The organism is Gemmatimonadaceae bacterium (assembly GCA_020851035.1).
Lineage (GTDB): Bacteria > Gemmatimonadota > Gemmatimonadetes > Gemmatimonadales > Gemmatimonadaceae > JACMLX01.
In genome coordinates this window covers 32,626-45,066 of record JADZDM010000017.1, presented here as the reverse complement: position 1 = coordinate 45,066, position 12,441 = coordinate 32,626, and the positions used below count along the sequence as shown (strand labels likewise).

Genomic DNA, 12,441 nt, shown 5'->3' with positions numbered 1-12,441 from the left:
ACAAGGTTCACGCGGAAAACGCGGAAAACGCGGAAAGAGCCCACGACACCACTGCGGCGCCGGTGACGGCTCACGCTGGAGTGACTGCTGCAGGAACTGCTGCAGGAACTGCGCATCCGGGTACGCAGTTCCGCCGGCATTCGAACGCGGCGAGCGGTGACGTAGACAGGCATCGCGGCAGGACGCTTCCGCGTTTTCCGCGTGAACCCTGCTCGCTATCCCACCGAGAGCGAAGCACTCACGACTCGCGCAACGCCGCCATGGGTGTCTCGCGGAAGACTTCGCGCCCGGTGAGGATCCCGACCAGCACCGTGATCCCGAGCAGCAGCCCCGCGATCGCGAACGCCGGCCCCCAGGCCATCGCGAACGGCACCTTGAAGCTGAACGTCGCCAGCGCCCACGCCCCGCCGATGCCGAGCAGCATGCCGCTCAGCGCACCGAGCAGGCCGAGCACGGCGTACTCGCTGAGCATGATGCGGCCGATCTGCACGCGGGTGGCGCCGAGGACCTTGAGCAGCACCCCCTCGCGCAGCCGCTCGCGGCGGGTGGCGGCGACGGCGCTGACCAGCACCGGGACGCCCATCACGAGCGCGAAGATCGCCATGAAGCGGATCGCGCTGCTGACCTTGTCGAGGATGTTCGTGATGGTGCGCGTGATCAGCGAGATGTCCAGCGAGCTCACGTTCGGGTACTTGCGCACCACGTCGCGCTGGAGCGCGGCGATGGCGCTGTCGCCGGTCACGTTCGCGATCACCGCGAACTGCTTCGGCGCGTCCTCGAGCGCCTTGCGCTCGAAGACCACGAAGAAGTTCGGCTCGAAGCGGGCGAAGTTCACCTTGCGGGTGCTGGCCACGACCGTCGTCACCGTGGCCCCCTGCACGTTCCAGGTGAGCACGTCGCCGACCTTGATCATCAGGTCGTCGGCGATGGACTCGTCGATGCTCACGCGGCTCGAACCGGCCGGGGCGGCGGGTGCCGTGTCGAACCAGGCGCCGCTGGTCAGCGTCTCGCTCTTCACCAGCGTGTCGCGGTAGGTGCTGCGGTACTCGCGCGTGTACGGCCACGGCGCCTTCTTCAGCGCCTCTGCCGCCTTCTGCGCCACCTTCACCGGCACGCCCTTCACCTCGCTCAGGCGCATCGTCACGATCGGCACGCGCTGGATCAGCGTGTGGCCGCTGCGCGTGACGATGGTGTCCATCCACGCGCCCTGGTCGTCCTGCACGTCGTAGAACAGCACGTTGCCGCCGCTGGCCGCCGCATCCATCGAGAAACGCGCAAGCAGCGCCGTCTGCAGCAGGTACAGCGTGCTCACCAGGAACGCGCCGAATCCCAGTGACAGCACCACCGACCGCGTCTGGTTGCTGGGGCGGTAGAGGTTCGCGACACCCTGCCGCATCACGTACGGCCAGCCGGCGCGCATGGCCCGGCGGGCGCCCCACATCAGCAGCGAGGCACTGCCCAGCAACAGCAGCAGCACCAGCGCGATGGCGGCGCTGATGGCGAGCCCCTCCTTCACGCCACCGGCGCGCGAGATGGCCAGCGCGATGATGCTCGACACGATGCCCGCCAGCACCAGCAGGCCGCGCCAGTCGCGGTACCACGGCTGCTGCTGGCTCTCGTCCACCTGCGTGCGCAGCACCTGCAGCGGCGACACGTTGCGCACCCCCACCAGCGGGCGCAGCGCGAAGGCGAGCGCCACCCACACCCCCACCGCCAGCCCGGAGAGGATCGCGATCGGTGACAGCGACACGCTCACATCCACCGGGAGCAGGTCACGCACCAGTCCCGGCAGCGCGAGCTGGATCGCGACGCCGAGTGCCGCACCGACGGCGGCGCCGGCCAGGCCCATCATCGCCGCCTGCACGCCGTACACCACCAGCACCTGCCTGCTGGTCGCGCCGAGGCAGCGCAGCACGGCGATGGTCTCCTGCTTGCGGCGGATGAAGGCGTGCACGCCCGAGGCCACGCCGATGCCACCGAGCAGCAGCGCGACGAGGCCCACCAGGCCGAGGAAGTCACCCAGCGTGTTGATCGCCTCCGTGACGTTCGCCTCCGACTCGGCCGCCGTGCGCACGCGCAGCTTGAGCTTCTCCAGCGCCGGCTTGCTCTTCGCGGCCCACGTCGTGGCCTTGATGCCCGGGGGCATCTTGAGCAGGGTTTCGTACGACGCGCGCGAGCCGAAGCTCAGCAGGCGGGTCTCGTCCAGCCACTGCTCGCTCACGAAGACGCGCGGGCCCACCACCGACACGAACCCCGCATCACCGGGCACCTGCGTGAGGGTGCCGGCGATCACGAACGTCGCGTAGCCCAGCGAGAGCGAGTCACCGACCTTCGCGTTGAGGGAGACCAGCAGCCCCGGGTCCACCATCACCGCATGTTCGCTGCGGATGCGGGTGAAGGCGCCGGCGGGCGTGGTGACCACGTCGCCGTACAGCGGCCAGCTGTTGCTCACGCCGCGCACCTGCACGAGGCGGGTGTTGCCGCTGGCGGTGATGGCGGCCATGGACGGGAACTCCACCACCCGCGCGATGGTCATCCCGCTGCGCGCGAGCGAGTCCACCAGGGAGTCGGCGGCCGGTGTCATGCCGGCGCGTGTCGTCAGCGAGGCGTCACCGCCGAGCAGGGCGCGGCTCTGTTCGCGGACCGAGGTGGTGAGGTTGTCGGCGAAGCTGTCGATGGCGACGAGGGCCGCGACGCCGAGGGCGATGGACGACATGTAGAGCAGCAGGCGTCGTCGTGCCGTGCGGCTTTCCTTCCAGGCGAGGGCCGGGAGTCGCGCCCAGGAGACGGCGGGCAGCGTGGGGGGCGGTGTCACGCGATCGCCCCGACCGCATCGGGTTCGTCGGAATCGGCGCGATCGGCGCGGGTGGGCGTCGTGGCCGGGGCACCCGTGTCCTCGATCACGATGCCGTCGGCGAGGCGGATGCGGCGGCCCAGGCGCGAGGCCAGCACCGGGTCGTGCGTGACGAGGATGATGGTGGTGCCATCCTCGCGATTGAGCTGCTCGAGGAGGGCGACGATCTTCTCGCCGGTGCTCCCGTCCAGGTTGCCGGTGGGTTCGTCGGCGAAGAGCACGCGCGGGCGATTGACGAAGGCGCGGGCGATGGCGACGCGTTGTTGTTCGCCGCCCGAGAGCTGCGTCGGGAAGTGATGGATGCGATGCCCCAGGCCCACCCGTTCCAGCAGGTCGCGGGCGCGCGGCTCGCTGTCGCGGATCCCGCGCAGTTCCAGCGGCACCTGCACGTTCTCGAGGGCGGTGAGGGTGGGCACGAGCTGGAAGCTCTGGAAGACGAAGCCGACCCGTTCGCCGCGGAGGCGGGCGCGGGCGTCCTCGTCGAGCGTGGCGAGGTCGGCGCCGGCGAGGAGCACGGAGCCGGTGGTCGGGGTATCGAGACCGGCGAGGAGGCCGAGGAGCGTCGTCTTGCCGCTGCCGGAGGGGCCGACGATGGCGACCGTCTCGCCGGCGGCGATGTCGAAGGTGACGTTACGGAGGACCGCCAGTGCGTCGCCGCCGCTGCGATATTCCTTCGTCAGGGAGCGGACCGCGATCATGGGCGTCGTGCCCCTGGGCGCCGCGGCGCGGCTGGATGACGACAAACCGGTGTCAGACATGCGGAAGCAGCGGGGTGGTGAGGATCGGGGCGCGCGGGGTGGTGCGAAGCGGGGCCGTCCGGCCCGGTTGCGCGGGGCCGTGGTGCTCGGCGTGCTGCTGGTGTCGGTGCATGGTTGCGGCGGCGGCGCGGCGCCACAATCTGCCGATCGGGGGGGCACGTCTCCCGACACGTCAACGGTAGCTGGTGCAGGCGGTGCTGGCACTGAAACGCCGTTGCCGCCGGGAAGTTCGGTGGACATGGGGCGGGTGGCCGAGACGGGGCCGGTGCGGGTGCTGTTCATCGGCACCAGCCTGACGGCCGGTCTCGGTCTGGCGGACCCGGCCGTACAGGCCTGGCCCGGCCAGGTGGGGCACATCGCGGACTCGCTCGGCTACCGGGTGCAGGTGCAGAATGCCGGGCTGAGCGGTGAGACCTCGGCCGGAGCGCTGCGGCGCACCGACTGGTTGCTGAAGGACACCGCGGACGTGGTGGTGATCGAGACCGGGGCGAACGACGGGCTGCGGGGGACGTCGGTGCCGCAGCTGCAGCAGAACCTGCTGGCGATCGTGGGGAAGGTGCGGTCGCGGCTGCCGGCGGCGGAGGTGGTGGTGGTGCAGATGGAGGCGCCGCCGAATCTCGGGGCCGGGTATGCCGGGCCGTTCCGGGCGGTGTATCCCGCGGTGGCGAAGGCGACCGGGGCGACGCTGATGCCGTTCCTGCTGGAGGGGGTGGCCGGGGTGAGCGGCCTCAACCAGCCGGACGGGATCCACCCCACGGCGGAGGGGGCGTCGAAGGCGGCGCGGAATGCGTGGCCGACGGTGCGGGTGGTACTGGACCGTGTCCGGGGGCGGCGTCCGGCGCTGTGACAGGGGGCGGGGGCGGTGTCGGGTCGGGAGCCGGGCGTGGGCTGCAGCGGGCGGGCCGGGTCCGCTATGTTTCGTGGCTGTTCACTACACGGACCCCAGAGTTGAGGATGTACTGATATGGCAGTTCCGGCCACGCAGCTTCGTCGCGGCATGGTGATCGTGATGGAGGGCGACCCCTGCCGGGTGATCGAGTTCCGTCACCACACGCCTGGCAACCTGCGCGCGATGGTGCAGACGAAGATGAAGAACCTGCGGACCGGTTCGAACTTCGAGCACCGGTTCCGCGCGGCGGACGCGATCGAGAAGGCGATGATGGAGACGCACGACCTCGAGTTCCTGTACGAGACGGCGGGGACGTACTACTTCATGAAGAGCAGCGACTACGACCAGCTCGAGATGGACGACGAGATGCTGGGCGACAACGCGCAGTGGATGCAGCCCGGGATGAAGCTGGTGGCCGAGTACTACAATGGCCGTCCGATCGGGATCGAGCTGCCGAACTCGCTGACGCTGGAGATCGTGGACACGGCGCCGGTGATGAAGACGGCGACGAAGAGTGCGAGCCAGAAGCCGGCGAAGCTGGACAACGGGGTGACGGTGAACGTGCCGGAGTACCTGAGTGTGGGGGAGCGGATCCGGGTGGATCCGCGCACCGGGGACTATCTGGAGCGCTCGAAGGAATAGGTCTGGTTCGTTCGGGGCTGGGTCCGGTCGGGTTGGGTCCGGCCCTTGAACGTGCGGCGGCGTTGGTCTATTTTGGGTGTCTGTTGTGGGGCGGTACGCATGGTGCCTGTAGCTCAATTGGTTAGAGCACCGGATTGTGGTTCCGGGGGTTGCGGGTTCAATCCCCGTCAGGCACCCTGGGGTGGTCGGCCGGGGTTGGCGGGTCGATACTCTGCACGGGAACGCGGTGAAGGTCCGTAGCTCAATTGGTAGAGCACCGGTCTCCAAAACCGGGGGTTGCAGGTTCGATTCCTGCCGGGCCTGTGCGGGAGGGAGTTGCGGGTGCGGGTGGACGACGAACGGCGCTATCGTCTAGGGGACTAGGACACGGCCCTCTCAAGGCTGGAACACGGGTTCGAATCCCGTTAGCGCTATGCGGGTGTTGGTGTGGGTGTGGGGAGTGCGTGTGGTTGGTCGACGGTGTGGTGGAGTCGAGGCGTTTCGGCCCTGCGGCGCGTTCGTCTATCGGTTAGGACGGGACCCTTTCAAGGTTCAGAGACGGGTTCGACTCCCGTACGCGCTACCTTCGGTGGGTGGAGTCGTGGGTGTGGGTGCAGGTGGAGGATCACAACTGGGGCCGTAGCTCAGTCGGTTAGAGTGCCGCACTGTCACTGCGGAGGTCGCGGGTTCGAGCCCCGTCGGCCCCGTTGCATTTTCTGGGATCAGGGCGTCGTGGGTCGGCGCGGGAAGGACGGCAAGGTTGGATGTTTGCCCTGGTGGTGAAATTGGTAGACACGCCATCTTGAGGGGGTGGTGCCGCAAGGCGTCGCGGTTCGAGTCCGCGTCAGGGCATCCTCGGTACGTGTGGTTGGAGGGCAGGTGGGGGGGTAATGCCACAGTAGCTCAGTGGTAGAGCACTCGATTCGTAATCGAGCGGTCAAGGGTTCAATCCCCTTCTGTGGCTCTGGTTGGTTTTGGCACGTGCGGGTGCGGTGAGTGCGGCGGGAGTAACTCAGTTGGTAGAGTGTCAGCTTCCCAAGCTGAAGGTCGCGGGTTCGAGTCCCGTCTCCCGCTCTGGATAACACATTACAGCATAAGAACTTAGCGCTGTCAGTATGTTTGACAGTGCTTTTTCTTTTCTCCTCGGTTTTGCTAGTCAGCCAATACAGTCAGCCACGGTCCGGCCATTCCTCCGGCCTCGGAGCCTCGACTGATCAGCCGACTGTCAGCGGCAGCTGGTATTCTGACCGTGGAAAGTGCCGCGCGAATGCCGCTGAGCATATCGTAGCATCGGGACTAATTTCCGAGTGAGGGGTCGGCTGTCGTCGCCGGCCTGAGCAGCCTCCCCCATCATCCGGTGCGAATTGCCCCCCTACGATCTCTCAACCCGCTTGGTCGTTGGGGTCGCGTCCAGCGCGGTGTTCGACCTCTCGGAGTCCGACGCGGTGTTCAAGGAGCAGGGCGAGGAGGAGTATCGCAAGTATCAGGAGGCCCACTTGCGAGACCCGCTCCCGAGGGGGCCAGCCTTCTCCTTCGTCAGGCGCTTGCTGTCGCTCAATGACCTTGCCGTGGGAACGCCAGCGTCGCCGCTCGTCGAAGTCATCCTGCTCTCGCGCAACGATCCCGATACGGGGCTTCGCGTGATGCAATCGATGCAGCACTACCAACTCGACGTCACGCGCGCCGTCTTCACACAGGGTCGAACCCCGTACGAGTTCATCGCTCCGCTGCACATCGCCTTGTTCCTCAGTGGCGACGCCGCGGGCGTGCGCGAGGCGGTCGAAAAGGGGCATCCTGCCGGACATGTGATGGCGTCAGAGGCAGTCGATGACCCCGCAGACACCGGGCTCCGGATCGCATTCGACTTCGACGGTGTCCTGGCGAGCGACGAGTCGGAGCGCGTATATCAGGCAGGAGACATCACAGCTTTTCACGGCTACGAGCAGGCGCAAGCTGGCACGCACCATCAGCCCGGCCCACTGAAGGAGTTCCTTGTGAGAATCTCCAGAATTCAGCGTCTCGAGGAAGAACGACGCCGCAACGACGCTTCGTACCAGATCCGCCTGCGCGTCTCCATCGTCACGGCCCGGAACGCGCCATCCCATGAACGCGCGGTGCAAACGCTGAAGAGCTGGGGGGTCATGGTCAACGACGCGGTGTTCCTCGGCGGCGTCGAAAAAGGGCCTGTCCTCGGAGTTTTGAAGCCGCACATCTACTTCGATGATCAAGTCGGCCACATACAATCTGCCGCGCGATACGTTCGATCTGTTCACGTACCGTACGGCATCTCGAACGTCGTTGCTCCGGCCAGCAGCAAGGATGTCAGCGATGTCGCTTCGCCGATGTCTCCGGTGAAGCGTTCCGCCCTGAGAAAGACCGCTGGGAAGGCTGCGACCAAGAAGAGTCCAGCGACGAAGAATCGATCTGTCGCTGCAGGCGCTAAGCGCCCCTCTCGCAAGGGCTGAGACGGTGGAGCTACCAGGTACGTATGCTGCTAATGTCTGCTTTCCTTAGATCCCATCCGTGACACGTGTCCGAGCCGACGTGATGAACCTTCCCTGCGAATTGCCGTGAACGTTTTCGACCTGCGCACGTCCGTCCTCAAAGACTACCAGCAATTCACCCGCTCCTTCACCCGCATCCGCGCGGCAGATATCAGCGCGGCCGCAAAGGCGCAGCTGAAAGCGAGACTTTGGGTGGGCCATTGACATGAGGCCTCCGCAGGCCGCGCCCTCGAAGGTCAAACCCAATCCACGCTTCTGTCTAGCTGATCGAGGTCACTCCACTACGCACCCCGCAAAGACTTCTAGGCGATCATTGACACGGCCGCGCCTCTGAGCCACGTTCGGATCGTCTTTGGGGCTGTCTCGAGTCAAAGCGACCCGGACGTGAGGACGGAGGAACACGCGACGAACGCCACGTAACTCCCTGCGCTCCGCGTGGCTGCCGGTCCTCGCCGTCATGGTCACGCATGGACGCCACGAGCGCACTACATGTCATCGCCGCCCGCCGACGAGAGAAGCATGGCGTTCCGGCCATCTCGCGAAAGTATCGGCGCTTGGCCGTCAAGGTATCTGTCATCTACGCGTGAGGCATTCTTATGGTCGCAGTGTTCTTGCGGAGAACCAGTCGGTGCGTCGAAAGCGCTCGGGCAGTCACGTCGAGGCGGGAGCCGGGAGAATGGCAGAGAGCGGTCGGTGCGGTAAGGGAAAGGTCAAGGTGGGCTACGTATCGGACCCTGCAGGCCGCAGCCTACCTTCTCGTCATTGCAACTGGCGTGAGTGGCTGCGCGCACAGCGTTTGGTTCCAGGATACCGGCACTCGTCCTGTTCGGATCTCCGACGTGCAAGAGCCGGCCACGCGGGTCGCGTTGGTACAGGGGCGGGGATATGAGCTGGCTTCCTCCAAGCGCGACCGACAGGCCTCAGCCATCGGTGACGATCGTCGGTACCTGCTCGTTGATGTTGGCTATGTGAACCCCATCCTTGCGCTGTCCAATCGTACGTGGAGCGGATTCGCGTCACCTGATCAGCCGTACGTTCCCAAAGACGAAAGGGGGACGCCGCCGCCGGATCGAACGGACGGGCGCGTCACCATGCAACTCTCAGTCCCCATCGCATTCCATCTCTTCTGGGATCCATTCACTCACAACGAGCCGATTCTCAATACCGACTACACATTTGGAATCGACCTGGCTCTACGGCGTGCGCTCACAAAGAATCTCGAGCTTCGGCTCGGTGGCTCGAAGTCTCACATCAGTACACATCTTGGCGACGAATATGTGATCTCGAGTTCCTCGTCGGACCGGGGTCCGTTTCCATTCGATCGAGTGAACGTTTCGTACTGGCCCGTTCGAGGCTGGACATCGCTTCGGTATTATCGGATTCCTCACTGGCTCGCCGAGGCGACGGTCGAGGTCGAGCGAATCGGGAAGGGCGGCCACTATCAGCTCTTCCCTGGCGAGGCAGATCCCGGCCGTGTTCCACTTATCCCTCCAACGACCGAAGCCGCTGTCACGTTCGATGTGCGTCAGGCCACTGGAATCGCGCTTGACCCAGGGTCTGATCGCGTTGGAGGGCATTGGCGCGGCGCCATTACCATTGCCAATCGCACGGTGTTCCCGTATCACAATGGATTGAATGCTGCTGAGAAACGGCTTCAGACCAACGTTGTGATCGGCTATGTGTTGCCAAACCGACTTAGGCTCGGATCGCGTCAGGTGATGCTGTACGGACGAGCATTTCGTGGCCCCAATCCGTACGGCCAGTTCCGCAACCAGATAGACGCATGGTTCGCGGGGCTTGGCGTGGCAGTCGTTCCCTAACGCACGGAGCTCATCATGGACACGCTTCAGACACGAGCCATCGAAGTGCTGGCGGCTGCAACCAACGGGCCCACGAATCTCGCACAGGTAGAATGGTTGTTGACGAACTGGACCGCGCTTCTAGGCTCTGCGACCTCTGAGGAGAGTGAGCTGTCCACGGTCGAGTTGGCGGTATACGCTACGGCCATCATCCGGATTTCGAAAAGCGCATTTGGAGATGCTTGGGCATCACCCAAACAACTTCGCGGCGCGCGCTCACGACTTCTTGGCGACGTGGTTCGTCCGGACAAATTTGCGAGCGCAGCGAAGTCGCTCAGAAAGCGTGCTCCGAAGCAAGCGTTGCATCGCTACTTCGGTAAGACGAAACGGTCAACCACGTGACGACCGAGAGTCGTCACGCGCGCGGGCCCATCTAGAGTGCTTCGCGTGCACCACCCATGCTGTCGGCCCGTATCCCCAAGCACCGAACATTCGCATTGTAGGTGCTCCGTCTGTCAGTTGCTTCTCTCACAATTCTAGGCGAGTTGCTGCCATGCGAGCGTACTCGAGGACCGTTGTGTCGGTGATTGCAGCACTCATTCCAGTTTACGGCCTCTTGGGGCAAGGTGTCCCCCCAACCGCGGAGGCGCAGGTCGCGGCCGCGCGTGCTGTAGCACTCAGCTCGGCGAAGGCTAGGTCAGCCGACGCAGCGCGAACGGCTGACGCGCTCTTGACGCGAGCGCTGGCCGTAAGGGCTAAGGTGGAACTGCTCCGGCAACAGCTTCAGGCGCCCGGCGTAGCCATCGCGATAATAGTTGGCCATTCAGGTGCAGTCGCCACTTCAATAGTGGGCCTAGATGTGCTCGCCGAAACAGGCGTCGTCCAAGCCACTCTCGCGGCGGCGGAGACAGCTTCCGACGCATCGCGTGTCACGGCCAACGCAAGCGTTGTCGGTGCACTCGCTCGGAAGCAAGCGATTGTGAGTGCAAGTGCGTTGGTGCTACGCGCCATTGCTGCCCAATCGGCGGCGAGTGATGACGACGTTCGGATCCTCGCAGACAGCGTGGTACGTGCTGGAGAGGCGCTAGCGGTTGCAACAACGGAACTCGCTGGTCTCGTAGCATCCACCGCGATCGAAGCAACGACGCCGGCGCTCGCAGTGCTCGCGGGCAGTGACAACGAGGTGCTCGAGGCGTTGCGTGTCCGTATCGTGGGCGGTTCGATCTTCTCGAACGGGCAGGCCAGTGTGGTGAAGAGCGCGGACGGCAAGACGGCGTCCGTGCAGAGCTCACAATTTGCTCAGGCAGCGGTCTACCTCGCGTTTGAATCACAGCCTCGCGTGTTCGGGTGGTCATGTTGGTTCGCATGCGACACGCTCATCAAGCGCCAGCGCGCGGAAGGGGACGCATCGAAGAGGGTCGATTACACTAACGCCAGAGCATCCTTGATCGCTCAGGAAGATCGCGGGTACGATCGCTTCTATCTGGATCCAGCCGTATCACTTCGCCTTACCACGATCGCCGTGACAGGGGCTTCCTCGAGTACGACGGCCGGCGATGAGATCCAGTCCAAGAAGGCAGCGCAGGTCATATTTGGAGCGACGAGCACCTTCAACTTCGGTGGATTCAACGTCAACAAGACGAGGTTCCACTGGGGTTTCGGCCCGGTCGGTCGCGCCATCTTTCAGAGTGTCTCGGATGGGCAGCGGTCTGCGCGAGTGTGGAATCTCGAGGATGATCTCTTCGGTTCGTGGGCGGTTGGCGGGCGTCTCACGCTCTTCGAGAAGGATCGAAAGGCTGGCGACCTTGCGCAGCATGGCTGGGCTCCCGCGGCGTACGTTGATTATTCCTATGGGCAATTCCAGAACTTCGAGACCGCCACTGCAAGGGATACCAGCGCATCTTCAGCCGCCACTGTCTGCCTCCGGGATCCGGCTACCTGCCTCGCCACGGGTGTCCCGCCCCAGAGTGCGTTCGTGCGTGGCGAGAAGTGGCGCCACTATATCGAGGCGAGGATCTTTCTGCAGTACGTCTATCTCGGATTGGACCTCAACAACGGTAGCGGCCCGGATGATCTGCGTTTCATCGGCGGAGTTTCAATGCGCCTCGACCAGTTCTTTTCACGCCGTTGAGCAAGGTGTTGATCGCGCTCGCGTGGAAGGGGACGGGAGATTTCTGGAACCAGAGCGACACTTAGAGAGGCCGTGCTGTTCTATGCGCGTCGTGTTGCCCAACGGCCGCGTGGACTGATGTATCGACGTAGGATGGTGGTGGCGGCGACCGCTTCCTCACAGAGCTTCGGGTAAGCCGCACACCGCTAGCTGTAGTTGATTGAGAGGTCTCTCAGAGGGAGTAGCGGTTGAAAGCTCGGGTCGTCGAGACATGCAACCGGCAAGCAACCATGGGCTCTGTGATCACCCACGAGGATGCTTGATTGACCCCGGCTGTGCGAGTCGCCGTGGTACAATCTCGTCCGTGCTGGGTGCCAGTGGCGGAATTGGCGTAGGGGCCTGCTTGTCCGCGGCATAGTCTGGATGTGGTACAAGCGCCTCCGGTTGGATGGAGTGTCGGGTCTCTAGGATGGTTCCTCCCGGCCACATCGGCTCGCGCGTCTGGAGCCACGCAATCGCCATGCGCTGCTCCGTGCCGGGGGCTACGGGCTGCCGGAGTCCGGCTCGGAAAAGGGCCGCGTGAGGCGGCCCCGTCAATTGCTGCGGTAGATTGCCTGCTCACGGGTGTAGGAGTTTGGGGTGCTGTCTGCACCGGGCTTATCAACGGGCGAGTTCGGTGTGATCCACCTGATGGTTGCCAGCCGTTCGCCATGTTGCTTGCCGATAGCCGAATGCTCGCTTCGTCGGCGGCCTCAACGGTCGGGAGGTCGTCTCGTTGGATCATTCCTCGCGTCACGGCGGAGAATCCCTGCCCCGCCGATGTGAGCGTCTCGCCTTCGCAGGCACGCGACCTGCTGATCGGCGAGGAGACGCCTTCCCAGGAAGAATCCCGTTGCGAGCCGGCCG

At 64.8% G+C, this 12,441-nt stretch carries 9 protein-coding genes and 8 tRNA genes; 15 read left to right on the top strand and 2 right to left on the bottom strand.

The window, feature by feature from the left end; genetic code table 11:
* Window positions 1-238: 238 nt before the first annotated feature.
* Together IT355_11430 and IT355_11425 are read right to left on the bottom strand one after the other, a co-directional pair.
* A complete protein-coding gene (locus IT355_11430) occupies window positions 239-2,815 on the bottom strand; it encodes an ABC transporter permease (protein MCC7053862.1) in 2,577 nt (858 codons plus the stop codon).
* Window positions 2,812-3,612: an ABC transporter ATP-binding protein gene (locus IT355_11425; protein MCC7053861.1), complete on the bottom strand. Its 801-nt coding sequence runs from the start codon at window positions 3,610-3,612 to the stop codon at window positions 2,812-2,814. The genes IT355_11430 and IT355_11425 overlap by 4 nt, the downstream gene beginning before the upstream one ends.
* Before the next feature lie 214 nt (window positions 3,613-3,826).
* Between IT355_11425 and IT355_11420 the strand changes: the two genes are divergently transcribed.
* From IT355_11420 to IT355_11350, 15 genes are all read left to right on the top strand, one after another.
* On the top strand, window positions 3,827-4,459 hold the full coding sequence (locus IT355_11420; protein ID MCC7053860.1) for an arylesterase: 633 nt from the start codon (window positions 3,827-3,829) through the stop codon (window positions 4,457-4,459).
* A gap of 117 nt (window positions 4,460-4,576) precedes the next feature.
* A complete protein-coding gene (gene efp, locus IT355_11415) occupies window positions 4,577-5,143 on the top strand; it encodes an elongation factor P (GenBank protein MCC7053859.1) in 567 nt (188 codons plus the stop codon).
* Window positions 5,144-5,245: 102 nt separating this feature from the next.
* A tRNA-His gene (locus tag IT355_11410) sits at window positions 5,246-5,319 on the top strand.
* 54 nt (window positions 5,320-5,373) lie between these two features.
* Window positions 5,374-5,446: transfer RNA gene (locus tag IT355_11405), tRNA-Trp, on the top strand.
* A gap of 37 nt (window positions 5,447-5,483) precedes the next feature.
* Window positions 5,484-5,556: transfer RNA gene (locus IT355_11400), tRNA-Glu, on the top strand.
* Window positions 5,557-5,633: 77 nt separating this feature from the next.
* Window positions 5,634-5,705: transfer RNA gene (locus tag IT355_11395), tRNA-Glu, on the top strand.
* Between the two features lie 50 nt (window positions 5,706-5,755).
* A tRNA-Asp gene (locus IT355_11390) sits at window positions 5,756-5,829 on the top strand.
* A 63-nt stretch (window positions 5,830-5,892) separates the two neighbouring features.
* Window positions 5,893-5,974 (top strand) — tRNA-Leu (locus IT355_11385).
* Window positions 5,975-6,014: 40 nt separating this feature from the next.
* Window positions 6,015-6,086: transfer RNA gene (locus IT355_11380), tRNA-Thr, on the top strand.
* Between the two features lie 37 nt (window positions 6,087-6,123).
* Window positions 6,124-6,196, top strand: a tRNA-Gly gene (locus IT355_11375).
* 344 nt (window positions 6,197-6,540) lie between these two features.
* Complete coding sequence (locus tag IT355_11370) at window positions 6,541-7,587, top strand: 5'-nucleotidase (protein MCC7053858.1); 1,047 nt, start codon at window positions 6,541-6,543, stop codon at window positions 7,585-7,587.
* A 105-nt stretch (window positions 7,588-7,692) separates the two neighbouring features.
* Window positions 7,693-7,830 carry a hypothetical protein gene (locus tag IT355_11365; protein ID MCC7053857.1) on the top strand — a complete coding sequence of 46 codons (138 nt, stop codon included), beginning with the start codon at window positions 7,693-7,695 and terminating at the stop codon, window positions 7,828-7,830.
* 635 nt (window positions 7,831-8,465) lie between these two features.
* Window positions 8,466-9,446 (top strand): hypothetical protein, encoded by a 981-nt coding sequence (locus tag IT355_11360; GenBank protein MCC7053856.1) that lies wholly within the window; start codon window positions 8,466-8,468, stop codon window positions 9,444-9,446.
* 15 nt (window positions 9,447-9,461) lie between these two features.
* On the top strand, window positions 9,462-9,827 hold the full coding sequence (locus IT355_11355) for a hypothetical protein (protein ID MCC7053855.1): 366 nt from the start codon (window positions 9,462-9,464) through the stop codon (window positions 9,825-9,827).
* A gap of 151 nt (window positions 9,828-9,978) precedes the next feature.
* Window positions 9,979-11,556, top strand: a complete 1,578-nt coding sequence (locus tag IT355_11350) for a hypothetical protein (protein ID MCC7053854.1) — start codon at window positions 9,979-9,981, stop codon at window positions 11,554-11,556.
* Window positions 11,557-12,441 lie beyond the last annotated feature (885 nt).